The 25,393-nt window shown below is 50.8% G+C and carries 10 protein-coding genes, 3 tRNA genes, 2 rRNA genes and 1 pseudogene; 5 read left to right on the top strand and 11 right to left on the bottom strand.

Annotated features, from left to right (window positions below):
* Window positions 1–26: 26 nt before the first annotated feature.
* From AC53GJ_RS18160 to rrf, 4 genes are all read left to right on the top strand, one after another.
* Window positions 27–103, top strand: a tRNA-Ile gene (locus AC53GJ_RS18160).
* 12 nt (window positions 104–115) lie between these two features.
* Window positions 116–191, top strand: a tRNA-Ala gene (locus AC53GJ_RS18155).
* Between the two features lie 205 nt (window positions 192–396).
* Window positions 397–3,280, top strand: a 23S ribosomal RNA gene (locus AC53GJ_RS18150).
* A gap of 97 nt (window positions 3,281–3,377) precedes the next feature.
* Window positions 3,378–3,492, top strand: a 5S ribosomal RNA gene (gene rrf, locus AC53GJ_RS18145).
* 391 nt (window positions 3,493–3,883) lie between these two features.
* Here the strand turns inward: rrf and AC53GJ_RS18140 are convergent.
* Both AC53GJ_RS18140 and AC53GJ_RS18135 read right to left on the bottom strand, forming a co-directional pair.
* Window positions 3,884–4,919 (bottom strand): IS630 family transposase gene (locus AC53GJ_RS18140; RefSeq protein ID WP_496732747.1). Its coding sequence is split into 2 segments (ribosomal slippage): window positions 3,884–4,460 and window positions 4,459–4,919, totalling 1,038 coding nucleotides; the frame shifts between segments, so codons are not numbered across the junction.
* A gap of 76 nt (window positions 4,920–4,995) precedes the next feature.
* Window positions 4,996–5,202: pseudogene (locus AC53GJ_RS18135) on the bottom strand (transposase); the annotation flags it as partial.
* Window positions 5,203–5,787: 585 nt separating this feature from the next.
* On the opposite strand from AC53GJ_RS18135, the gene AC53GJ_RS18130 reads away from it, so the two are divergent.
* Window positions 5,788–8,736 carry a TonB-dependent receptor plug domain-containing protein gene (locus AC53GJ_RS18130; protein WP_496729803.1) on the top strand — a complete coding sequence of 983 codons (2,949 nt, stop codon included), beginning with the start codon at window positions 5,788–5,790 and terminating at the stop codon, window positions 8,734–8,736.
* 97 nt (window positions 8,737–8,833) lie between these two features.
* Here the strand turns inward: AC53GJ_RS18130 and AC53GJ_RS18125 are convergent, their stop codons facing one another.
* From AC53GJ_RS18125 to dnaG, 9 genes are all read right to left on the bottom strand, one after another.
* Window positions 8,834–11,974, bottom strand: a complete 3,141-nt coding sequence (locus tag AC53GJ_RS18125; protein WP_496729802.1) for an efflux RND transporter permease subunit — start codon at window positions 11,972–11,974, stop codon at window positions 8,834–8,836.
* A 15-nt stretch (window positions 11,975–11,989) separates the two neighbouring features.
* On the bottom strand, window positions 11,990–12,991 hold the full coding sequence (locus AC53GJ_RS18120) for an efflux RND transporter periplasmic adaptor subunit (RefSeq protein WP_496729801.1): 1,002 nt from the start codon (window positions 12,989–12,991) through the stop codon (window positions 11,990–11,992).
* The gene (locus tag AC53GJ_RS18115) at window positions 12,988–14,388 is read right to left on the bottom strand and encodes a TolC family protein (RefSeq protein WP_496729800.1); all 1,401 of its coding nucleotides are present in this window, start codon (window positions 14,386–14,388) and stop codon (window positions 12,988–12,990) included. Before AC53GJ_RS18115 ends, AC53GJ_RS18120 begins: the two co-directional genes overlap by 4 nt.
* A 66-nt stretch (window positions 14,389–14,454) precedes the next feature.
* The gene (locus AC53GJ_RS18110; protein ID WP_496729799.1) at window positions 14,455–14,832 is read right to left on the bottom strand and encodes a hypothetical protein; all 378 of its coding nucleotides are present in this window, start codon (window positions 14,830–14,832) and stop codon (window positions 14,455–14,457) included.
* A gap of 151 nt (window positions 14,833–14,983) precedes the next feature.
* A complete protein-coding gene (locus tag AC53GJ_RS18105) occupies window positions 14,984–18,208 on the bottom strand; it encodes a TonB-dependent receptor (RefSeq protein ID WP_496729798.1) in 3,225 nt (1,074 codons plus the stop codon).
* Between the two features lie 462 nt (window positions 18,209–18,670).
* Complete coding sequence (locus AC53GJ_RS18100; RefSeq protein ID WP_496729797.1) at window positions 18,671–21,094, bottom strand: alpha/beta hydrolase family protein; 2,424 nt, start codon at window positions 21,092–21,094, stop codon at window positions 18,671–18,673.
* Between the two features lie 265 nt (window positions 21,095–21,359).
* Window positions 21,360–21,436, bottom strand: a tRNA-Ile gene (locus AC53GJ_RS18095).
* A 266-nt stretch (window positions 21,437–21,702) separates the two neighbouring features.
* Window positions 21,703–23,550, bottom strand: a complete 1,848-nt coding sequence (rpoD, locus tag AC53GJ_RS18090; RefSeq protein ID WP_496729796.1) for an RNA polymerase sigma factor RpoD — start codon at window positions 23,548–23,550, stop codon at window positions 21,703–21,705.
* A gap of 102 nt (window positions 23,551–23,652) precedes the next feature.
* Window positions 23,653–25,371: a DNA primase gene (gene dnaG, locus AC53GJ_RS18085; RefSeq protein ID WP_496729795.1), complete on the bottom strand. Its 1,719-nt coding sequence runs from the start codon at window positions 25,369–25,371 to the stop codon at window positions 23,653–23,655.
* Window positions 25,372–25,393 lie beyond the last annotated feature (22 nt).

Below are 25,393 nucleotides of genomic sequence, written 5' to 3'. Positions count from 1 at the left end.
AATAAGACGAACAGGCAAGTTAGAATTGGTCTGTAGCTCAGGTGGTTAGAGCGCACCCCTGATAAGGGTGAGGTCGGTAGTTCGAGTCTACTCAGACCAACCAAATTTTATATTTGGGGTTATAGCTCAGCTGGGAGAGCGCCTGCCTTGCACGCAGGAGGTCAGCGGTTCGATCCCGCTTAACTCCACCATTCCTTAGAAGATTCTAAAGAATACCTGATTAATTGCTCGCAAAATTCAAATCAAAGCGCACTTGTTGGTGTGGTTTGATTTGAGTTTATCTCAAAATGCTCTTTAACAATTAGGCAAGCTGATAGTAGTAAAAATAAAGGTCAACAATTTTATTGTGAACCTTAAGCACAAACTTACGATTTCCAAGACAATTTGGGGTTGTATGGTTAAGTGACTAAGCGTACACGGTGGATGCCTTGGCAGTCAGAGGCGATGAAGGACGTGCTAACCTGCGAAAAGCTGTGAGAAGTCGGTAAGAGACGTTAGACTCACAGATGTCCGAATGGGGAAACCCACCAGATTTATCTGGTATCGTATGATGAATACATAGTCATACGAGGCGAACCGGGAGAACTGAAACATCTAAGTACCCCGAGGAAAAGAAATCAACCGAGATCCCCTTAGTAGCGGCGAGCGAAAGGGGGCTAGCCCTTAAGTTGGTGAAGAATTAGTGGAAGGCTCTGGAAAGTGCCGCGATACAGGGTGATAGCCCCGTACACGAAAAGTCTTCATCAGTGAAAACGAGTAGGACGGGACACGAGACATCCTGTTTGAATATGGGGGGACCATCCTCCAAGGCTAAATACTCCTGACTGACCGATAGTGAACCAGTACCGTGAGGGAAAGGCGAAAAGAACCCCTGTTAGGGGAGTGAAATAGAACCTGAAACCGTGTACGTACAAGCAGTGGGAGCCTCCTTTGTGGGGTGACTGCGTACCTTTTGTATAATGGGTCAGCGACTTACATTCTGTAGCGAGGTTAACCGAATAGGGGAGCCGTAGGGAAACCGAGTCTTAACTGGGCGAATAGTTGCAGGGTGTAGACCCGAAACCGGGCAATCTACCCATGAGCAGGTTGAAGGTTGGGTAACACTAACTGGAGGACCGAACCCACTAATGTTGAAAAATTAGGGGATGACTTGTGGGTCGGAGTGAAAGGCTAATCAAGCTCGGAGATATCTGGTTCTCCTCGAAAGCTATTTAGGTAGCGCCTCGAGCGAATACCATTGGGGGTAGAGCACTGTTAAGGCTAGGGGGTCATCCCGACTTACCAACCCTTTGCAAACTCCGAATACCAATGAGTACTACTCGGGAGACACACGACGGGTGCTAACGTCCGCCGTGAAAAGGGAAACAACCCAGACCACCAGCTAAGGTCCCAAAGTCATGGTTAAGTGGAAAACGATGTGGAAAGGCATAGACAGCTAGGAGGTTGGCTTAGAAGCAGCCACCCTTTAAAGAAAGCGTAATAGCTCACTAGTCGAGTCGGTCTGCGCGGAAGATGTAACGGGGCTAAACCATGCACCGAAGCTGTGGACTTGCACTATGTGCAAGTGGTAGAGGAGCGTTCTGTAAGCCGTAGAAGGTGTCTTGTGAAGGATGCTGGAGGTATCAGAAGTGCGAATGCTGACATAAGTAACGATAAGGGGAGTGAAAAACTTCCCCGCCGGAAGACCAAGGGTTCCTATCCCATGCTAATCAGGGTAGGGTAAGTCGGCCCCTAAGGCGAGGGCGAAAGCCGTAGTCGATGGGAAACGGGTTAATATTCCCGTACCGACAGTACTGCGATGGGGGGACGGAGAAGGCTAGGCAGGCATGGCGTTGGTAGTCCATGTGAAAGTATGTAGGTTGGGTGTTTAGGAAAATCCGGACGCCTAAGACTGAGATACGAGACGAGCCACTAAGGTGGTGAAGCTGTTGATGCCACGCTTCCAGGAAAAGCCTCTAAGCTTCAGGTACTTGTCGACCGTACTCGAAACCGACACAGGTGGTCAGGTAGAGAATACCAAGGCGCTTGAGAGAACTCTGGTGAAGGAACTAGGCAAAATAGTACCGTAACTTCGGGAGAAGGTACGCTCTTGGGTGTGAAGGACTTGCTCCGTAAGCATCTGAGAGTCGCAGTGACCAGCTGGCTGCAACTGTTTATTAAAAACACAGCACTCTGCAAACTCGAGAGAGGACGTATAGGGTGTGACACCTGCCCGGTGCCGGAAGGTTAATTGATGGGGTTAGCGCAAGCGAAGCTCTTGATCGAAGCCCCGGTAAACGGCGGCCGTAACTATAACGGTCCTAAGGTAGCGAAATTCCTTGTCGGGTAAGTTCCGACCTGCACGAATGGTGTAATGATGGCCAGGCTGTCTCCACCAGAGACTCAGTGAAATTGAAATTGCGGTGAAGATGCCGTATACCCGCGGCTAGACGGAAAGACCCCGTGAACCTTTACTATAGCTTGGCACTGAACATTGACCCTGTATGTGTAGGATAGGTGGGAGGCTTTGAAGTTGTGACGCTAGTCACGATGGAGCCGTCCTTGAAATACCACCCTTGCATGTTTGATGTTCTAACGTGGGCCCCTAATCGGGGTTGCGGACAGTGTCTGGTGGGTAGTTTGACTGGGGCGGTCTCCTCCTAAAGAGTAACGGAGGAGCACGAAGGTTGGCTAAGTACGGTCGGACATCGTACGGTTAGTGCAAAGGCAGAAGCCAGCTTAACTGCGAGACAGACACGTCGAGCAGGTACGAAAGTAGGTCTTAGTGATCCGGTGGTTCTGTATGGAAGGGCCATCGCTCAACGGATAAAAGGTACTCCGGGGATAACAGGCTGATACCGCCCAAGAGTTCATATCGACGGCGGTGTTTGGCACCTCGATGTCGGCTCATCACATCCTGGGGCTGAAGTCGGTCCCAAGGGTATGGCTGTTCGCCATTTAAAGTGGTACGCGAGCTGGGTTTAGAACGTCGTGAGACAGTTCGGTCCCTATCTGCCGTGGGCGTTGGATGATTGATTGGAGTTGCTCCTAGTACGAGAGGACCGGAGTGAACGAACCGCTGGTGTTCGGGTTGTCATGCCAATGGCACTGCCCGGTAGCTACGTTCGGAACGGATAACCGCTGAAAGCATCTAAGCGGGAAGCCGGCCAAGAGATGAGTCATCCCTTGTACCTTGAGTACACATAAGGGTTGTTGGAGACCACAACGTTGATAGGTGAGGTGTGGAAGCGTAGTGATACGTTAAGCTAACTCATACTAATTGCCCGAGAGGCTTAACCATACAACGCCCAAGTTGTTTTGAAGTGAGATTGTGCTGAGCTACTATCAAAGATTAAAAATCAAAGCTTGTCTAAGTTAAAGAAGCTAAACAGTTTTTGCCTGGTGGCAATAGCGCTGTGGAACCACCTGAATCCATTCCGAACTCAGAAGTGAAACGCAGCTGCGACGATGGTAGTGTGGCAGATGCCATGCGAGAGTAGTACACCGCCAGGCTCCCAATAAATGAAAAAGCCCCAGTCGAAAGACTGGGGCTTTTTTATTTATCGTGATTCTGGCGCTGGAGTACTTGGAGAGTAGTACAGTGAAGCCCGAAACAGACAACGCCAACCATTTGGCGTTGTCCGGGCTGAACGGCCCTGAGCTCTGCGAAGGGCATGAAGGCTCCTCATAAAGCCAAAAAGGCCCAGTCTAACGACTGGGCCTTTTTGCTTTATGGGATCTAGGCGGAATATTGGTCGAGCTTGGCATTCCCATGCGAGGTAGTACAGTGAAATCGGGGTTTCAAAAAGCCAACAATTTGGCTTTTTGCCGATTGAACGCCCTGAGCTCTGCGAAGGGCATGAAGGCTCCCAAACTCGCTAGGCTTTTTTTATACCATTCCATCTTAAAGTCTGTTCAGTACCGCCCAGTTTCTTGAGCACATCTTGCTCACCCGTACTTTATCGCTGATAAAGTCATTCCAGGCATCGCTACAGGCATCCACAATCGCTTCGTAGCTCTCGAAACAACGATTGGCTATGTGGTGTTGACGTAGCCAGCTCCATACTTGCTCTATCGGATTGAGTTCAGGTGAATACGGTGGCAGTTTTAATATCGACAGGTTATGAAAATCATCTGCAATATCATCAGTATGCCAACCCGCGCCATCCATCACGACCACTGCATAGCGGCCCTTGGCTGTTGTGGCTGAAATTTGCGCTAAGTGCATTTTCATCACCTCTTTACTCAGAAAAGGAACTATCAATGCTTCTGTTGCGCCATTGGCCGGGCAGATGGCGCCGAAAAGATGAGCGTATTCAAATTGCTGCTGTTTAACCGCACGTGGCCGAGAGCCTGTGCTAGCCCATAAGCGCGTGGTTGTATTCTGCTGGCCGATACGAGCTTCATCCTGGAACCAGACATCGACATCTTCCAGCCGCACCGTGCCAGGAATGTTAAGGATCGTTTCCAATTGGAAGTTTTATATATGCGTCCTGGACGCCTTGTTGTTGCTTCGGGTGCCGCGAGCGACTGGTTATCCAGCTAAATCCAAGTTGTTTCAGTAACTTATAAATGGCGTTATGGTGATAATGTACACCAAACTCGGCTTTGATATAGTTGAGGATTTTTTCACCGGTCAGCCTGCCACCATGTTCATTCTGGCTTTGGCATGTAATAAAGTCGCCCAATTGTTTTTGCTGCTGGGCAGTCAAAAATGGCGTACGTCCTTTTGCTTTACGTGCTTCTAAACCCTCGAGGCCAGAAGCAAGGTAGTTGCTCACCCAAGTATTCACACTGGTGCGACTGATTTTAAGCTGCTCAGCAACTGATGTACGGTTTTTACATTGAAGAAACAGAGACAGCGCCAGCAAGCGCATACGCTTGCGGGCATTTTTTTCGGCTCGAGAGCGCTTCAGTAAGTCTTCAGGAGTAAGATCCATCATGCGAATGCCGTATTGATGCTAATAGCTCAATTAGAACAGAAAATTAGATGGAATGGTATAATACCATTCCATCTTAAAGTCTGTTCAGTACCGCCCAGTTTCTTGAGCACAGCTTGCTCACCCGTACTTTATCGCTGATAAAGTCATTCCAGGCATCGCTACAGGCATCCACAATCGCTTCGTAGCTCTCAAAACAACGATTGGCTATGTGGTGTTGACGTAGCCAGCTCCATACTTGCTCTATCGGATTGAGTTCAGGTGAATACGGTGGCAGTTTTATTTATCGTGATTCTTGTGCTGGCTGAGCAATCCTTCGCTCTGTGAAGGGCATCAAGGCTCCAAATTCCCCAGGCTTTTTGATTTACCGTGACTCAGCCATCCACTGTTGGACTGCCGCTCTGCGTCAAGTTCACCCCCAGTTGAGCTGAGTATTTCGCTATATTGCCTGTGCTACCTGTAGCATGAGCAGCTGCTGGCAGAAAAAAATGCAGCGTAAAAGCCACTTAAATGTAAATTTATATCACCTGTATTGAATCAAATTGTTTACACGTGCGAACCTGGCGAAGGTCGCTGGATCTGTGCTGAGTTGTTGTTTTTAACATATTGATTCTATTTGTTTAAAAATGATTTTAATCCAAGAAATTGCAGCAATACGCCAGCCATTACGACAAACACTGGCATGATTTTTTGACAGTTAGTGCTTAGAATATCGTCAACTAGGGTACAAAATATTTTCATGTCTTAATTATTAAGTAACATAAAAATACCCGACTGCTCTGATTTCAATTAATCTGGATTTATCTCAGATGTAAGTGTTTTGCGGCACAACGCTGAGTCCATAAGAAATAGCAGTCGAGGGAAAAGCATGAATCATAAAAAAACCATAGTTGCAGTTACATTAGCTCAGTTATTCGCCGCGTCCGCTGTCATGGCGCAAGCGACAACAAAGCCGCAGGCAGAGCCAATTGAAACCATTTCTGTTACGGGGTCGAGGATCAATCGTTCCAGTGCACAAATGAGCACACCAACCACCATTGTTGACAGTGCTATGATCGAAATGTCCGGAGCCAAAAATATCGGCGATCTGATGCATCAGTTACCGGCGCTGGCTGGTGGTATTGGTGCCGTTTCATCCAGCGATAGCAATGGCGGACAAAAAGATAAAGCAGGTCTGGAACAAGCCAATTTACGTGGTTTGGGTACAGTCCGGACGCTGGTGCTGGTGAATGGCCGCCGCCATGTGCCTGGGTCCTCTGCGGAGTCGGCAGTAGATTTAAGTATGATCCCGGCGTCATTGGTCGAACGAGTGGAAATTGTGACAGGAGGGGCTTCGGCGATTTATGGTGCCGATGCCGTTACGGGTGTGGTCAATTTCATTATGAAAAATAACTTTACCGGGGTCGAAGTTGATGCATCGGCCGGTCAGAGCAGTAAAAACGATGCTAAAAAACAAGATTTACGGCTGACACTGGGTGACAATTTTGCCAATGATAAAGCAAACCTGACCTTACACCTGAACTATTCAGATCGGGATGAGTTGCCGATGTCTGCCCGCGATTATGCCAATGCCACGCCGACATTTGCAGCCTTACCTGGCGCGAAGCCAGGCGATGGTGTCATCGACCACACTTGGCATCAGGACCAGCGCTTTCAGGCTCTCAGCCGGGAGGGCCTGATTTATTTACCAAATGACAAATGGGTATTACCAGGGCAACCATTTGACATTATTAGCAATCCTTTGCCGCCGACCTTTGCTGGTGATCCTTTTGCGCTGGGTTATGACACCTTTACCATTGATCGGCAGGACGGTCGATTCCGGCCATTTATTGCGGGCAGCAACTGTTTGACTGTACCATGTGATGGCGGCGATGGCTTCCGCACCGCTGAAATGAACTCGATGATTACCCCAAGTACGCGTTACCTGCTGAATCTGAGTGGAAGTTATCAGTTGAGTGACTTGCACTCGCTGTATCTGGACAGTAAGTATGGCAAGGTCGAAGCTGGTGCTGCCGGCCAGGCAACTGTGTTTCATGATGATAATTTTGGGCCGTTAATTGCACTGAAACTGGATAATCCGTTCCTACCCGCTGAACTGAAAACCTTGATGGTGGCCCGCAACCAGAAAGTGGCCGCACTGGCCGTTGTTGGCAGGCCACTGCGCAATGATAACACTCGTGAAACCATGCAACTGACGCTGGGCAGTAAAGGTTTACTCGGGGATTATAGTTATGACACTTATCTGCAGCATGGAGTGGTGGATGCAAAACTGCAAAGCCAGGATGTGTTGATGAGCCGCTATTATGAGGCGCTGGATGCAACCACGGATGTAGCAGGTAAAGCGGTGTGTCGCAGTGGTAAAGCTGATTGTGTCGCCTGGAATCCCATCTTTAATCAGGCATCTGCTGAAGCTTACGCTTATGCTGGCATCGACTTACTGAATACCGAAAAAATGACCCAATCGCTGGCCTCTTTCAGCGTCAGTGGCGATGTGGCCGAATTTGACGCCGGGATTGTTGCTTTTGCTGCCGGTCTGGAGTATCGCAGAGAAACCTCAGAAAATACGCCGGATCTGCTCGCTCAGGCCATTGGTGCTGATGGTGTTGGTGCAGGTCTGGTTGGTAGCCGCGTTGGCCGCACACCGCCGGAAAACAGTTACGTCAAACCAACCAAAGGTCATTATGACGTCAAGGAAGTGTTTGGCGAAATGATAGTACCATTGCTGAATGATCAGTTTCTGCTGCATAACCTGGAACTGGAAGTGGCAGGCCGGCTATCGAACCATAGTGTGACTGGTACCGATGCAACTTATAAAGTTGCGCTGAACTGGGCGCTGACTGAAACTGTGCGCAGCCGTGGTACTTATTCACTGGCAGTGCGGGCGCCTAATATTGCCGAATTATTTGCACCAGATTCGATCAGCGGTACCCGGATGACCGATCCCTGTGATGTCGGCAGTATCAATCAGGGCCGCAATCCAGCCAACCGGCTGGCAAATTGCAAAGCGTTAGGGATTAAAGACGGCTTTAAATCCGAAGCCTCTTTTGGGACCCGAAAAGTACAGACGCGCGGCAATGAACAATTAAAACCGGAAGAAGCCACTACCTATACGCTGGGGCTGGTGTGGACACCGCTGGAGCGGCTGAATATCGCTCTGGACTACTGGAACATCGAAATAGAAGACGCCATCACCAGTTTTGCTGCCAGTGATGTGCTGAGCAACTGTGTCGATGGCAGCAGTCTGGATGCTGAATTCTGTGGTGCAGTCAGTCGGTTAGCCGATGGCAATATCAATCTGGTGTCGGTGCAAAATATTAACGCTTCCAAATTTGTTGCCAACGGCACCGATTTGGATCTGAGTTATGCCCTGCCACTGGATACTGGTAGTCTGGAAACCAGTCTGGTGCTGACCTATCTGGATAAACGTGAATTCTGGCAGAACCCAGCTGTGGCAACAGAGGCCGCCAATGACGCAGGGACACCACGTTATCCGCATCTGCGTGGCTTACTGCGAGCGGCTTATCGCACTGATCAATACAGTATTGGCTGGACCATCAACTATGCTGGCAGCACCACGTTCAGTAAAATCAATACTGCCGCCGATGCCTATCCAGCCTGGTTTGATAACAAAGTGGCGACCTATGCCAGACATAATCTGTTTGCCAGCTATAGCGTCAGCGATGACATCCTTGGTTATCTGAATGTTGATAATATTGGTGATAAAAAACCACAGTATCTGCCGGGTATTAACCAGGGGACGCTGATTTATGATGGCGTGGGGCGCAGTTATACGCTGGGCGTGAAAGTCAGATTCTGATCTGAACATGGGGTGCGGCAGCAGTACTGTGCTGCCGCACCAGACTGTGATCCGGGCTCAGCCACGCCGATATGTATCCGTCGTGGCTGAAACGCAGTTAACGCTGGCTGAACTTCATTTTACTGGCCAGCAGCAGATAGAGCGCCGGCAATACCAGTAATGTCAGCATGGTGGCTGACAGAATGCCACCAATCACCACTGTCGCCAGTGGGCGTTGCACTTCAGCGCCAATCCCCAGGTTAAAGGCCATCGGCACAAAACCAAGGCTAGCGACTAAGGCTGTCATCAGCACAGGTCTGAGTCGTTGCTGGGCGCCTTGCCACACTGCCTGATAGAGCGCCATTCCCTGTGCCCGCAAGGTGGCCACCGCGCTTAACAGCACAATCCCATTCAGTACCGCGATACCGGACAAGGCAATAAAACCAACCAGTGCTGAAATCGACAGTGGCATTTCTCGCAGCCATAACGCCAGTACACCACCAGCCAGCGCAAAAGGGATCACCAGCAACACCAGCATTGCTTGCCAGACTGAATTTAACGCTTGATATAACAGCAAAAAAATTAGCAATAAGGTTAAGGGGATCACCAGTTGCAGTCGCTGTTGTGCTGAAACTAACTGCTGATAACTGCCGGCATAATCCAGCCAATAACCGGCAGGTAGTGTGACTTGTGCCATTTGTTGCTGTAATTCAGCGACAAAGGAGCCCAAATCCCGCTCTTCGATATTGGCGCTTATCACCAGATGGCGCTTGCCCTGATATCGATTGATCTGACTGGGACCTGTTGATTCACGCAAGGTGGCAATATCGGCTAAGGGGACATAATTCAGCTCTTGCCCGGTATTATTGCCGCTTTGCTCTGTCGGTAAAGCGATCGGGATCCGGCCGAGCGCCGTAGGATCCTGCCGTAACGATTCCGGTAGCCGCAGCATCAAAGCAAATCTTTGATCGCCTTGATAAATCAATCCCAGTTGCTGACCACCAACGGCGGTCTGTAGCAGTTGTTGCAGCGCTGCGACATCAAGCCCAAGCAAGGCCAAATGTTCGCGTTCAGGTTCGATCGATAATAACGGCAGACCATCCTGTTGTTCCAGTCTGGCATCGGCGGCTCCTGGCACTTTGCTGACTATCTGCAAAAGTTGTTGGCCAAGTTCGGTCAAAGTGGGCAGATCATCACCGTAAAGCCGGATTGCTACATCCGCTCTGACACCGGCGATCAATTCGTTAAAGCGCATTTCGATCGGCTGAGTAAACTCATAATTATTACCGGGAAAGGCACTGAGGCGCTGACGCATTTCCTGCACCAGCGCAGTTTTACTTTTGGCTGGTTCCGGCCAATCGGCTCTGGCTTTGAGGATAACAAAAGTGTCTGCGACATTCGGCGGCATTGGATCTGTCGCTATTTCCGGAGTGCCTATTTTTGAAAATACCCGCAATACTTCCGGTTGTTGCAGTAGTGCTTTTTCCAGTTGCTGTTGCATTAGCACCGACTGACTAAGACTGGTGCCGGTGATCCGCATGGCGTGTAAAGCAACGTCACCTTCATCCAACTGCGGCATAAATTCAGTCCCAAGCCGGCTGCCGAGCACAGCGCTAGCGCCAAGCAGCAGCAGTGCCAGCGTCAACCATGGCGCGGGCTTTCGTAAAATCCGCCGGAGCAAGGGTTGATAGCCGTGTTGTAACCGGCTAAATAACCAGCCTGGTTGTTCTGACACCGGACCGCGTAGCCACCAGACCAAAGCGGCAGGCACAAAACTGAACGCCAGTAGCATAGCGCCAGCCAGTGCTGTCATCACGGTAAATGCCATTGGATGGAACATTTTGCCTTCAACGCCACTGAGCGCAAACAGCGGCAGATAGACCAGCATAATAATCAGCACCCCAGACCAGGCCGGGGTCAAGACTTCCCGGCTGGCAGCCAGCACCAGTTGCCGTCGCTCGTCAAAGGTTAACAAGCGCCCCTGCTGCTGTTGTGCTTGTGCCAGTCGTTTTAAGCAGTTTTCGACCACGATGACTGCGCAATCAACCATCAAACCAAAATCAATAGCGCCAAGGCTCATCAGATTGGCACTGACTTTATTGGCGGCCATGCCGCTGATGGCAAACAGCATACTCAGCGGGATCACGGCGGCTGTGATCAACGCCGCTTTTAACTGCCGCAAAAACAGCAGCAGGATCACGATCACCAACACCGCGCCTTCCAGCAGGTTTTTGCTGACAGTGGCGATGGTGGCATCCACCAATCCGGTTCTGTTGTAGCTGATATCAGCACTGACGCCAGTTGGCAGCCGGATGGCGTTGAGCTTTGCTGCGACGGCCAAGGCGACAGTGCGACTATTGGCGCCTTGCAGCATCATCACAGTGCCGAGCACCACTTCTGCACCATTTTGGGTGGCGGCCCCTGTTCGCAGGGCACTACCCAGTTGGACTGTGGCAACATCTTTTACCCGCACCGGCCCCAGATCCCGTTTAGCGATAATAAGTTCGGCAATATCCTGCCCTGAACTAAGCTGGCCCGGTGAGCGGATCAACCATTGTTCCCCATTGCGCTCAATATAACCGGCACCAATATTGCTGTTATTGCGCTCCAGTGCCGTAGCAAGCTCGCTAAGCGTGATCTTCAGTGCCATCAGTCTGGCCGGATCCGGCGCGACCTGATATTCCAGCACTAAACCTCCCATGGTATTCACTTCGGTGACACCAGGCACTTGTAACAATTGTGGCCGCACCGTCCAATCTTGTAAGGTGCGTAAATCCTGGGCTGAATACAAGGAACCATCGGCTTTACGTGCCCCTGGCTCAGCTTGCAGCCGATATGCCAGAATTTCGCCAAGCCCCGAAGTTAAAGGCCCCAACTCAGTCTCCACACCTGCCGGTAACTGAGTGCGTAAGGTTTGTAAGCGTTCGCTGACTTGTTGCCTGGCCCAGTACAAGTCAGTACCGTCGGTAAACACCAGCGTCACCTGTGACAAAGCGTACCTGGACAAAGAGCGGCTGTATTCCAACTGCGGCAGACCGGCCATGCCGGTTTCAATCAATGTACTGATCCGTTGTTCAGTTTCCAGCGGCGAAAAACCTGGCGCAGCGGTATTCAGTTGGACCTGCACATTGGTAATATCAGGCACTGCATCGACCGGCAGTTGCGTGGCTTGCCAGCTGCCAATCCCCGCCAGTAACAAGGTCAGCAACAATATCAGGCCGGGCCGGTCAATTGCCTTTTGTAATAACCAGTTGATCATCTTCTGCTCCCGGTATTAATGGCTATGGCCAGCACTGGCTTTACCCAGTTCGGCTTTAAGGACAAAACTTTGCTGGCTGACATAACGACTGCCAGCAGCCAAACCATGACGGATTTCCACCAAAGGCGGCGCGACCAGACCCAGTTCAACCTCAGTGGCAATAAACTCCTGACCTTGCTGCACAAAGAGCACGGTTTTACCTGCTAATTGCTGTAATGCCGATTGCGGTACTGCCACGGCCACCTCTTGCTGCGCCACTGTCAGCCAGGCCTGCAAATGCATGCCGGCACGCCAATGTTTCGGTAGCCCGGTACTGGGCAAAGTGGCACGGGCCCGGGTGATATGGCCCATGCTGAGCTGTGGCGCGATATAATTTACCTGCGTTTGTACTGTGGCAGCTTGCGGTTGATCCAGATCCTGCAGTTGCAGTGGTTGCTCCAGTCGCAATTGACTGGCGTCGGTTGGAAACACCGACATGTCAAACCAGAGTTGGCTATCGTCGCTGATTTCCAGCAGCGGACTGCTGGCCAGATCGCCCGGATTGAGCCAGCGCTGACTGATGACCCCACTGGCAGGCGCCAGTAGCGGATAACTTTGCAGGGTATTGCTGTTGCGAACTCTGGCAAGTGGTTGGCCAGCACTGACTTGGTCGCCCACTTCCACCAGTACTTGTTCAATTAAGCCAACATAAGGGGCATTCAAGCGGTACTGTTTATTGCTTGGAATACTCAGTACCCCAAACAACGGCAGCTTCTGCTGTAGCAACGCTGGCCCGGCCGTACTGAGCACTAAACCGGCATTGCTGATTTGTTGTGGGCTCAGTTGCAGCTTTTCCTGATGGCCTTCGCTGTCAGGCGGGCTGGTTTCATCGCCGTGTTCATGTTCATGCTCGTTCTCTTGCTCCAGCTCAGTGGTGGCGGCAACCAGTTGCGTCTGCGCTGGTTGTGATGAAACTGTTGCCCAACAACTGTTGGTCAAAAAGCAAAACAATAAAAATAGCAAAAAGGGTTGGTTCATGGCTGATGTCCTGTTGAAGTCTGGTCTGAAGCGGCCTGCATACTGGCGGGTAAAGCCCGGTAGCGCTGACTAGGGGCTCTGGTGGTGAACGGATGGCTGGCTTGTTGCAGCAGCGGCTGACCTGTCAGTAACTGCAGTTCCAGCAACCGGCTGGCGAAGGCGGCGCGCAGCTCAATTTGTTCCAGCTCGGTTTGTAGCAATTCTTGTCTGTTACTGAGCCAATCGGCGGTGCTGAGTACACCTTGTTGCCAGGCTTGTTGACTCTGGCGAACCAGCAGTTGCGCCTGCGGCAGCAACTGTTGTTGCAGTTGCTGCAGCTGGCTGGCTTGTTGCTGGAGTTGTTGGTAATGCCATTGCAGGCGCAGTTGCAACTGCTGTTGATCCAATTGCTGACTGAGTTGCTGTTGCTCGGCCTGTAACTGACTCAGCGCCAGTTGTTGCGGTTGGCTCACTCCCAGTGGCAGCGATAATGACAGTTGCAATGAGGTATCCTGAGTGGCTTGGTCTCGTTTCAGCCCAATTCCCAGTCGCCAGTCGTTCTGCTGATTGACTTGTGCCAGCCGGATCTCTGCCTGGGCCAGCCGGACAACCGATAACCAGCTTTGCAACTGCGGTGCTTGTTGCAATTGTTGTTGCAACAGTGTCCAGTCCGGTAATTGCGGCAAAGCGGCCGGTAAAGGTTCAACCTGGTCGAAATCGGCGCTGGCACCCCATAACGCCGCCAACTCAGCTTTGGCTTGTAAAGTGGCTGCAGTCAGTTGTTGTTGCTGCAACTCGGTTTGTAGCAAACGCAGCTGTAAACGACTGACTTCCGCTGCCAGCATTAATGCTGCCGCCTGACGTTGTTTGGCTATCTGCAGGATTTGTTGTTCAGTCTGGCGGCGATGCTCAGTCCAGCGGGTCAGTAATTGCAGTCGTTGCAGTTGCTGATAAGCCCGGACTGTGTCTGCCAGCACTGTCAGTTGCTGTTGGCGCTGCTGTTGTTGCAGTAAATGGCTGCCGGCAGTATTCAGCTGCAGCCTGGCCTGTTGTTTGGCGCTATCTTCCAGTAACTGGCTGAAAGCTAGACTGTATTCGCCTTGTTGCAGACCACGGCTTTGACTGCTGCTGCCGCTGATATTTTCGGCGCTCAGCGTCAGTTCGGGCACTGGCGTGGCGGCAGCCTGCAATCTGAGCAGTGCTTGCTGGCGCACTGCCAGTGGTTGCTGCTGCAGTTGTGGGCTGTATTGCAGGGTGCGGTTGAGGGCATCCTGCAGTGACAATAAGGCTGGTGGCGTAGTTGTCGCCAGCGTGGTACTGCTTTGCAGCAGCAGCCAACTGGTCAGTGCCAGCCGGATATAACGGGGCCGCGACTGGCCGACAAAACGGCCATCGCCAGCCATCAAATGGCTTAACATCAGAATTCTTCCTTAGGATCGTAAAGTTGACACTGCCGCCACAGGCGACAGCACTAAAACATCAACTCAACTAACTAAGGTTGGCGGTGGTACCGGCGGAGCCAGCGTCAGGCTTGGTAAATTTCGCGCAGCGTTGACGATGACTGCGGCTGGGGCCGCAATAGCAGCAACCGGAGCTTGGTAAGGCACAAAACAACTGACATGGGCATGGACAGAATGCGGCTGTTGCTCGCCGCTGTCTCCGCTCTGGTGACTGGCCGGATTGGCATGATAATGATGATCCGCGCTGTCGGCGGTTGCAGCATCGGTATGACAACTGTCGACGGCCAGACTGAGCGGATGGGCTTCGGCAGGCAAATGCACGACCAGACTATCGCAAGACGCGACGGCATGGCTGAGCATCAGCAATAGAAGCACCCATAATTTCAGTTGGCGTAACGGCATAACAGCCCGAATGCAGAAAAGATTGCGGCTATGGTAACCAGTGTGCTGGCGGCTGGCAAGTCAGGATGGCCAGTTTGTCGTCGAAGGGGGGCATAGACCAGACCCCAGCGACGACTGGGATCCGATCTATGCCAGAATGTCGGCGCCCAAATCAGAAGGTAGCGCGCACACTCAGGGCATAACGGCGGTCTGTAATAAAGCTCAGTGCATCCGTTTTGTCTCCTGCCTGATTCATCTGATACTGGGTTCTGGTTTCTGTGTTCAGCAAGTTGCTGCCTTCAATCCCAACTTTCCAGTTGTCGTTAATGCTGTAATACAGGCTGGCATCCAGCATACCCGCCGCTTTAGCAAAGGCAGGGGCAAATTCTTCCGACTCCCGCAGGGTCAGTAAATACTCAGAGCGCCAGGTATACGCCAGTCGGAAAGACACCGCTTCGTATTCATACATACCGACGATATTCATATTGCGATCGGAATAACCTTGCAAAGGTAAACCACTGAATACACGGAAAGTATTGCGATTGTCTTCAATACGGCTGCCGTCTTCCTTAAAGCCCAGCGTGCCCTTGGCGATTTGGTTCGGATCTTCCAGCCCACTTTGATCAATGTAGGTATAGTTAAATTGCAAACCTAAACCCCGCCATAATCCTGGCAGCATGTCGTAAAACTGCGAGTATGAAAACTCCAGGCCGCGAATAGTGCCAGAACCTGTGTTGGCAGGGCCGTAGGCCGAAACGTCATATTTTTCGCTGCCATAAGTCACCGCCATATCAAATTGCCGGTTGCGGATAATGTTATCGAGTTTTTTATGGAACAGACCCAGGTTAACAAAACCGCCATCGGCAAAATACCACTCGGCCGTGACATCCAGATTGATTGACTCTTCTGGTTCCAGATAAGGATTACCGGCTAATGCAGTCACTTCGATGTTGTCCAGCGCCACCACCGGGTTGTTCACTTCATCCTGATCCATGCCAGGGTTTTTTAACCGACGGGTAAAATCCAGATCAAGCAGACTGATATTACGGGCATCGACCAGGCTTGGATAATATAAGCCCTTGGAAGCACCAACACGGGTCACCAAATCATCTGCCAGTTCAAAACTCAGGTTCAGACTGGGTAACACTGTGTTGTAGTCGGTACCATCGACGGTACTGAGTTCAGATTGACCGGCAGCCAGATCGTAATAACGTTTATATTCAGGTTTTTGCATCACGGTATTCAGTGATGTACCGGCCGCCCCACGTTTGGCTGCTAATGGCTGCACAAAGGCGCCGGTCGAGGCCAGTTGATAGCTGACATAACGCAAGCCAACATTCCCTTTGAGCGGGATGTCCAGCTCTGGTAGTTCAAAATCAGTACGCAGATAGAATTCAGTCCGTTTTTCTTCTGAGGAACTGATGTTGTGGGCGGCATAAGGTCCTTCGACCCGGTTCGGTTTGTCGGCATAAGGCACATAAACACCGGTACAAACACCATTATTGGCGGCGCTGCTGGTGGCGTTATGCCAGCCATCTTTACAACCCTGGCGTAAGGACTGGGCAAAATTTTTCACCAGATCCATTTTCGGGAAATAAAAGTTGTTGACGTTACCAAGCAGGACATTGCCATGGTAATAATCTGAGAAATCAACTTGCTCAAATAACTCCGGCCGATTCACTGCTGCGGCCGCATTGCGATCCTTTTGATTCCACGGCGTACCAATGGCTGTCCAGCCTTCATAGGCAGTGTCACGCACAGTTAAATCTTTTTTGGTATGGTATAAACCGGTTTTAACACTGGTGAAGGTGCCATCGAGCTGGTAACTGGCATTCAGTTTAAAGCTATCTGCTTTGGCGGTGTTGTGTTCTTCCTGTTCCATCCCGCTACCGAGGAATAAATTAGGTACCGGGCCGTCCCACTCAGGTTTAGGCGACCAGCCCGGCGTTTGAATGTTATCACTGAGGAATTGTACGGTCGGGCGTTCGCCCCGCATATCGAGGAAATAAGGCGACACAGTGCCGACACTCAAACCGCGGGTCTGGCCTGACATGCTGTAGTTATGCACCACTTTTTCTGAATCAATATGCTGATAATCAAACTCCAGCTGCAGTTTATCTGTGGCTTTAATCTTCAGATTCAGTGAGCTGTCCTGTACGGTATTTTCATTGTAGTTCCAGCGACTGCGGTAAAAGAATGGCGTTTCAGCACTGGCACCTAAGGCAATCCCCGAGCTGACATAACCGTTATTGTCGGTGGTCAGCGGGTGATTGTTCGCTTCATCGCCTTTCCAGTTTTGGGAAAAGCCCATATAACTTTTAAAACCCTGTGCCGCCTGACCCATTTGCCGTTCATTCCACACCAAGGACGCCTCGGAATTGATATGTTCCAGGGTAGCGATCACAGTTTCATCGAGATTGGCCCATTGCAAAGAACTGGTAAAACCGGTGCGTTTTCGATCGTTATCAGCAGTACTGAGATGGATAGCAGCTGGCACATGCCAGACCGAGCCAACAGGCTGACCAGGCAGGGCAGGGCCTTCTAACGGTGATTTCGGGTCTACATCCAGCAGCCCACCCCATGGATCCAGCACCGGAATAAAGGCACTGCCGCGGGAATGAAAATTACCTAAACCAATACCGTCACCGCGGGATTGATATTCTGATTTAGAAGCCGCGAGCAGAAAACCGAATTTACCGGCTTTGCTTTGCCAGTTGTCAGCGAATAAGCCGGAAAATGATGGCGTGATTTCATCACGGAAATCGCCATAGTTGGCTTTGCTGCTAAAGGCAATCAGCCGTTTATCAGTGTCAAAAGGTTTACGGGTGACCAGATTGACGGTGCCGGCAATACCGCCTGAAATCAGATCGGCGGTCTGATTTTTTACTACTTCGACTGAGCCTAATAACTCAGCCGGGAAATCTTCATAACTTAAACCGCCGGCTGGATTGGCGCTAAAGGCACCGCGGCCATTCACTTCCGAGCGCACCCGGTCCAGGCCACGGACTAATACCCCGGTGCCCTCATCGGCATAATGTTTCGGGTCGTCCGAAGATGCAAAACGTTCAATAGTAACGCCAGGTACCCTTTGCAGCGCTTCAGTGACGGATTTATCCGGCAAGGCGCCAATATCGGTCGCGGTAATGACGTCTTTGACGGTGTCGGCATAACGTTTCAGGTCCTGCGCCGACATGATGCTGCCACGGATGCCTTTGACCTCAATCACTTCAACCTGTGAGGCATCGGTCTGGTCAATGACACCGCTGTCATTTTGCGGCAAATCTTGTGCAGCCAGCCAGCCTGGATGCAGGCCCAGCAGTGCTGCAGAAACAGCCAGAGCAAGTCTGGCCCTTGGCGTGTTGTGACGATGATCATGAGAGCTATGTGATTCTGGCATTGTTTAAGTCTCTGTTGTTTTTGTTTTGATTGATTAGCCGGCAGTGATGTTTTGCTGATCCAGCAATAACACTTGGCGCTGCTGTTCCTGCTCAAAGCTTTCATTACCACCCAATATGCCAAGCCCTGATGTTACTTTGTACCATGATTTTTTTTAATTAAACATATTGTGGTGAAAAAAAATGCATTTATGCGTGAAAAAGCTAAAAGAAAGAGACAGACTCTATTGCTTTTTTTGTTAAAAAGTAACAAAAACAGCCTGAGCGCGACTGCAGCAGGCTGGCGAAATAGCCGTGGAGAGGGCCGCTGTTTAGCCGCCACAACTTTGTCGGGCTGATACTGCAACTGAAGGTCATGATGGTTGACGAAAAGGGCAGTGCAGTGGTGGTTGCTGGTGTTTGAAATCGTCAAGGCGCAAAATAAAAAGGGCTGAACAGAGTTCAGCCCTTTTTATTTAATGAGTTTAAGGCCGGTTTTTTACATGCTGTTCCAGCCATTGCTGCTGTTCCCACAGCATATGCAAAATAGATTCGCGGGCACGGTAACCATGTTGCTCATGCGGTAGCATCACTAAGCGGGCCTGACCACCCAAACCAGCCAGCGCCGCATATAACCGCTGCGACTGGATGGGGAAAGTACCGGAGTTATTGTCTTCGGCACCGTGGATGATTAACAGCGGTTCATTGATTTGATCGGCATAGTTAAACGGCGACATCTGCTGATATACCTGCTGCGCCTGCCAGAAATTGCGTTCTTCACCCTGGAAACCAAAAGGGGTCAGACTGCGGTTATAAGCACCGGAGCGGGCAATACCAGCGGCAAAGATGTCAGAGTGCGCTAACAGATTAGCCGTCATAAAAGCGCCATAAGAGTGGCCACCCACCGCGACCCGTTTCGGATCGGCAATCCCCATGCTGACCAGTTTATCCACCGCAGCTTGCGCACCGGCAATCAGCTGACTGCGGAAGCTATCATTAGGCAGTTGGTCGGCAGTGCCGATAATCGGCATTTTCGCGTCATCAAACACGGCAAAACCCTGCGCCAGATGTGGCAAGGGTCCCTGGAAGCTGATGCGATTAAATTGAAAGGGGGATTCTTTTAACTGACCGGCGGTGGCAGCATCTTTAAATTCGCGCGGATAAGCCCAGATCAGCACTGGCAGCGGGCCTTTGCTGGCGTCATAATCGGCTGGCAGATAGAGATTCCCGCTGAGCTCCACGCCGTCATTACGCTGATATTTCACCAGCTGTTTCTGCACTTTGGCAAATGAGGGGGTTGGATGCGGGAAATCAGAGACCGCGGTGATAGTACCATCGCGACGATTCAGCCGTTGAAAGTTGGGTTGCACAGTCGGAGCTTCGCGCAGGATCAGCAATTGTTGCAGATCCTGATCCAGCACCGCGATCAAGCGGTCATACCATTGCTCGGCCGATTGCCATAACCGCTCGGTCTGGCCGGTCTGGAAGGAATATTGATCTAAAAATGGCCGGTTGCCTTGCGGTGAGGCTCCGGCACCACTGAGTAAAATACTGTCACCGGCGCGGACATCTAGCACTTCGGTGCCGTAACTGCCGATTTTTAGCAGCGGCGTGCCCGGATCCTGATAAGCATCATTATAAGATCGCAGCTTAAACACAGTTGTGCCTTTTGCTGCCTGGGCTGGCGCAAAACGGCTGATTTGCAGCATCCGATCGGCAAAACGCATTTCTACCGATAACGCCAGTTGCTCGTTGCCCCAGTAAATGCCCTGATAACGCATCTGCAATGCCAGCAGTTGCTGTGGCGCTGCGTTAAAAGGTGCGGGCCAGCTGTATACTTTGTCATGGATCTGCACTTTGGCAGCCATATCGCCGCCATCCTGCGCCTCGGCATAAACCACAGTCGCTGGCGCATCAGCTCGCCAGCTGTGCTCTCTGGGTCCGGTGATCACGGCATCAAAGCCGGGTGGCAATTTATCCTGTAGCGGAATTTGCGCTAGTTTTTTCAGCAACTTGCCATTTAAGTCCCAAACTTCAACGCTGGTTGGAAAGGCGTTATAAGGCACCTGATATGAAAACGGCTGCTGTAACTTTTTCACCAGCAGCCATTGACCGTCCGGCGACAAGCTAAATTTGGTGAACATGCCTGGTTGGCCCAGCAAGCGGCCGCTGCTGGACTTGTCCGCTGTGATTGGCACTAACTGCAGTTGGGCTGTGGTATAGCGGCTAAAACTTGCTTCGTCGGCGCTGTTTTGCAGCAAGTCCTGATAAGTGCGGACTGCGGCTTTCTGGCCACTGCTTTGCTGGATCGCAGGTTTGATTGCACTGTTCTGATTGAGGGCTTGTGTCTGTGGTGCCGGCAGCACAGTTGGCAACAATAAAGCATCACTTTGACCAGACCATTGATACTGTAAACCCAAAGCCGCATTCACTGCCACACTAAGCCGGGTCAGCTTTTTGCTTTTAAGCTCATAAATATAGGGATATAAGGCGTCACTTTCTTCCACCAGCACGGCAATTTTAGCGGCATCCGGTGACCACTGCGGCTGATGTAAATTCCGCGCCGGCAATGGCAGGCTGATTTCGGCCAGGCTGGTCAAATGCTTCAGCCGCAACTGCTGCAATGGCCAGGCCCGGCTGGGGGTGTGATTGGCCGGGTTAATACGGGTGCCGGCCAGTTTCAGTTCAGCTTTGGCCACATCGGCCAGCGTCTGCACGGTCGGGCTGCTGGCAAACAGCACATACTGTTTATCCGGTGATACCAGTGCCTGCGGCTGGCGCGGCGCATCCACCAATTCAGCCATTGCCTGCAGCGGCAATTGATAGCCAGTGTCAGTCGCTGCAATGGTCAGCAGCGGCAACCACAGCAACGACAATGCCAGTGGTGTTAGCAAAAGAGTCGGTTTCATCAAAAATCCTGCAAGATAAAAAACCGATTATTGCAACATAGCTAGATAAATTTAAAGGTAAAAGCCATCAACTGCCTTTGTTTTCAGATTGTTAGCATTGAATCAATGAGGGGGCTTGCTGGAAAGCCGCTGCAGTCCCGATAGAATGGAAAAGCTGCAGATAAATCCGTTGCCAGCAGCATGCATGATTTGATGCTGCAGAGTGACGAAATAAATAGCACAGAGTTAAAGTGAAGTAGAAGACGTAACGTAAGTGCTTGAAAAATGGTGGCCCCACCTGGACTTGAACCAGGGACCTGCCGATTATGAGTCGGATGCTCTAACCAACTGAGCTATAGGGCCTTGTCTGATGCCGGGCAGAACTGCCTGACGATAAAACGCTGGCAGTATATGAATTTTTTACGCCGTTGTCACTTGTTGTTGTGGCTTCTGGTAAGTCGATTGCTGGTTTTTTCAGCGGTTTAGGCTCGTGCAGTAAAAAGCTGGTCGCAACATCCTGGCAACAGCCGATAAAAGCCTGCAGTTAACAGCTCGCTGTAGCATTGGCAGTAACGCACAGACAACAAAAAAGCGCCTATCGGCGCTTTTTTGTTGTCTACAGGCTGCGACTACTCGTCCAGGAAGCTTTTTAATACTTCTGAACGGGAAGGGTGGCGCAGCTTACGCAGCGCTTTGGCTTCAATCTGACGGATCCGCTCGCGCGTCACGTCGAATTGTTTACCCACTTCTTCCAGCGTATGGTCGGTGTTCATGTCGATACCAAAACGCATCCGCAGTACCTTGGCTTCACGGGCGGTCAGGCCTGCCAGCACTTCGTTGGTGGCTGCTTTTAAGCTTTCCATCGTGGCCGAATCCAGCGGTGATTCTGAACCGCTGTCTTCGATAAAATCGCCCAGATGCGAATCTTCGTCGTCACCAATCGGTGTTTCCATCGAAATAGGTTCTTTGGCGATTTTCAGCACTTTGCGGATCTTATCTTCCGGCATGCCCATCCGCTCAGATAGTTCTTCCGGCGACGGTTCACGCCCCATCTCCTGCAGCATCTGCCGGGAAATCCGGTTCAGCTTGTTGATGGTTTCAATCATATGCACCGGAATACGGATGGTGCGCGCCTGGTCGGCGATGGAACGGGTGATGGCCTGACGGATCCACCAGGTGGCATAAGTTGAAAACTTATAACCACGACGGTATTCGAATTTATCGACAGCTTTCATCAGACCGATATTGCCTTCCTGAATTAAATCAAGGAATTGCAAACCACGGTTGGTGTATTTTTTTGCAATCGAGATCACCAGACGTAAGTTGGCTTCCACCATCTCTTTTTTGGCACGGCGGGCTTTGGCTTCACCAATCGACATCCGGCGGTTGATATCTTTAATTTTAAAGATCGACAGACCGGTTTCTTCTTCGATTTTGCGCAACTTATCAGTCGAACGCACCAGCTCTTCGCGCAATTCAGCCAGTTTTGGCGAATATGGCTTGTTGGCGGCGATCTCAGCGTCAATCCAGGCACTGCTGTTTTCATTGCCAGTAAATGCTTTCAAGAAGTTTTTCTTTGGCATTTTGGCGTATTCAACGCAGTTTTTCATCACGATGCGTTCTTGCACGCGGACGCGATCCATCATTTCACGCATGTTTTTGACTAAGCGGTCAAATTGTTTTGGCACTAAGCGGAAACAACGGAACACCTCAGAAAGTTTTTCAATTTCTGTTTTGGTGGTGGCGTGTTCACGGCCATTTTGCGTGATAGACAACCGGGTTACTTCATACTGGGTACGCAGTTCACCGAATTTGATTTTGGCCAGTTCAGGATCCGGACCTGTATCCGCTTCTTCATCGCTGTCTTCGTCGTCTTCGTCGCCGGTCAAATCGGCATCTTCATCGGCCAGTTCTTCTTCCGGCACGTCAGAACCAATATGGGTGGCTGAAGGCGCGACATCGTCGATTTCGTTCGGATCGATAAAAGCCGACACGATATCGCTTAAGCGGATTTCTTCTGCTTCGAATTTATCCCACTGTTCCAGCAGGTAAGTGATGGCTTCAGGGTATTCAGCCACTGAGGTCTGAACCTGATTGATGCCTTCTTCGATACGCTTAGCGATGTCAATTTCGCCTTCACGGGTCAACAGTTCCACTGTGCCCATTTCGCGCATATACATCCGGACCGGATCTGTGGTGCGGCCCAGTTCTTTGTCCACACTGACCAGCGCCTGCGCGGCTTCTTCCGCGGCATCTTCGTCCGGCGCTGCGTCGGACATAATCAGGTCATCGGCATCTGGTGCGGTTTCGAACACCTGGATACCCATGTCATTAATCATGCGGATGATATCTTCGATCTGATCCGAGTCGATGATATCTTGTGGAAGGTGATCGTTTACTTCGGCAAAAGTTAAATAACCTTGCTCTTTACCTTTTAAGATAAGGAGTTTTAATTGCGACTGAGGATTATGCTCCATAGAGGCTGCTCTTCCACCCAAATATGTTAAATTTCAAAAATGCGAATGAACGAGTATAACAAAGCGCAGCTTTTCTAGCCAGCGCAGTCATCTCATCCGCAGTCATTTGCTCTTGAAAGCTTTCAACAGCATGGCGTATTCGTGTCTTTCGGCGACGGATAATTTACTTAATTGGTCCTTGCGTTGTAAGGATTCAAGGCGCTGTTGTAAATATTGGTCTTCGATCGAACGAAACGTATCTAAAAACTCCTGAGTTAATTGTTCGTCAGCAACCTGATGGTCCCATAACGCTAATTTACTCAGAATGTTGTACTCCGGTAACTGCCGCCAGTATTCCAGCAGCTGAGCTGTGGTCAGCCCGGGTTTTTCCAGCAGATGTTGCTGAATGGCCAGCAACAAAGCTGCGCCTGGTAAATTGGCCTGCGCCAGTTCAGGCGCGTAAGGCATCACTTTGGCCAACGCTGGATTCTGCAACAACAAGGCCACAGCCCGCCGCATCGGGGTAATTTTGCTGCCTTGCACTGTGACCGGCTGGCTGCGTTTACTGCTGGCGGTTTTGACGTTTTCACGGCTACGGCCGACCAGTTGACTCAGCCGTTCGCTGAGTGTTTCGCGATAAAACTCACTGGGGATCTGACCAATCATTTCATTGGCTTTGACCCAGAGCGCCGATTTACCGCCGTCACCGGACACATCATGTTCTTTGAGCAGATGCTCAAACAGGTAATGACTGAGCGGCATCGCCTGATCCAGCCGTTGCAGAAAGTCGGTTTTACCTTCTTTTTGTACCAGTGAGTCCGGATCTTCCCCGTCTGGTAAAAACACAAAATTCAGTTCGACACCGTCTTTTAAATGCGGCAGTGCACTTTGCAGCGCACGCCAGGCGGCATCCCGACCAGCTCTGTCACCGTCATAACAACAAATCACTTTGCTGCAAAATCTGAACATGGTTTGCATATGATCAGCTGTGGTGGCCGTACCAAGGCAGGCAACGGCAAAGGAAATCCCTTGTTCAGCCAGTGCCACTACATCCATATAGCCTTCGACCACCAGCAAACGTTCCAGCCGTTCCTGTTGTTGTCTGGCTTCATACAAACCATAAAGTTCACGACCTTTATGGAATAACCGGGTTTCCGGTGAATTCAGGTATTTAGGTGTACCTTCACCCAGCACGCGGCCACCAAAGCCAATCACTCTGCCGCGTTTGTCGCGGATCGGAAACATAATCCGATCGCGGAAAAAATCATACTCGCGGCCACTGTCGTTGCGGTTGATCAGCTTCAGTTCAAATAACTGGTCGCGGGCTGGTCTGCTATTGCCAAGCTGTTTTAACAACAAATCCCAGCTGTCAGGCGCATAACCTATGCCATAACTGGCAATGGTTGCCGCCGATAAACCGCGTTTTTGCAGATAAGCGGCAGCCTGTGGCTGACTGTTCAGCTGTTGCTGATAAATTTGTGCCGCTTTTTGCATCTGGCTGTAATCATCGGCGCTGCCCTGAATATAAGGCTTGTAGCCAGCTTCGCGCGGCACGTCCAGATGATGCAGTTTGGCCAGTTCTTCAATGGCTTCAACAAATTCGAGCTGTTCAAACGCCATCATAAAACTGATGGCATTGCCGTGAGCGCCACAACCAAAACAATGGTAAAACTGTTTGTCAGCACTCACCGTAAAAGAAGGTGATTTTTCGTTATGAAAAGGGCAGCATGCCGAGTAATTTTTACCGGCTTTTTTCAGCGGGACCCGTAAGTCTATCAACTCAACAATATCGGTACGCGCCAACAGGTCGTCGATAAAGGGTCTGGGTATTTGTCCTGCCACCTTTTTCCTTTGCTATAAAATG

This window comes from Rheinheimera sp. B2H12, assembly GCF_059620065.1.
The sequence above is the reverse complement of the archived record's forward strand: the minus strand, read 5'-3'. Positions and strand labels throughout refer to the sequence as shown.

Excerpts from the sequence above, each read along its gene's own strand:
- AC53GJ_RS18130 (WP_496729803.1), top strand. The coding sequence starts at position 5,788 with ATGAATCATAAAAAAACCATAGTTGCAGTTACATTAGCTCAGTTATTC.
- AC53GJ_RS18125 (WP_496729802.1), bottom strand. The coding sequence starts at position 11,974 with ATGATCAACTGGTTATTACAAAAGGCAATTGACCGGCCCGGCCTGATA.
- AC53GJ_RS18120 (WP_496729801.1), bottom strand. The coding sequence starts at position 12,991 with ATGAACCAACCCTTTTTGCTATTTTTATTGTTTTGCTTTTTGACCAAC.
- AC53GJ_RS18115 (WP_496729800.1), bottom strand. The coding sequence starts at position 14,388 with ATGTTAAGCCATTTGATGGCTGGCGATGGCCGTTTTGTCGGCCAGTCG.
- AC53GJ_RS18110 (WP_496729799.1), bottom strand. The coding sequence starts at position 14,832 with ATGCCGTTACGCCAACTGAAATTATGGGTGCTTCTATTGCTGATGCTC.
- AC53GJ_RS18105 (WP_496729798.1), bottom strand. The coding sequence starts at position 18,208 with ATGCCAGAATCACATAGCTCTCATGATCATCGTCACAACACGCCAAGG.
- AC53GJ_RS18100 (WP_496729797.1), bottom strand. The coding sequence starts at position 21,094 with ATGAAACCGACTCTTTTGCTAACACCACTGGCATTGTCGTTGCTGTGG.
- rpoD (WP_496729796.1), bottom strand. The coding sequence starts at position 23,550 with ATGGAGCATAATCCTCAGTCGCAATTAAAACTCCTTATCTTAAAAGGT.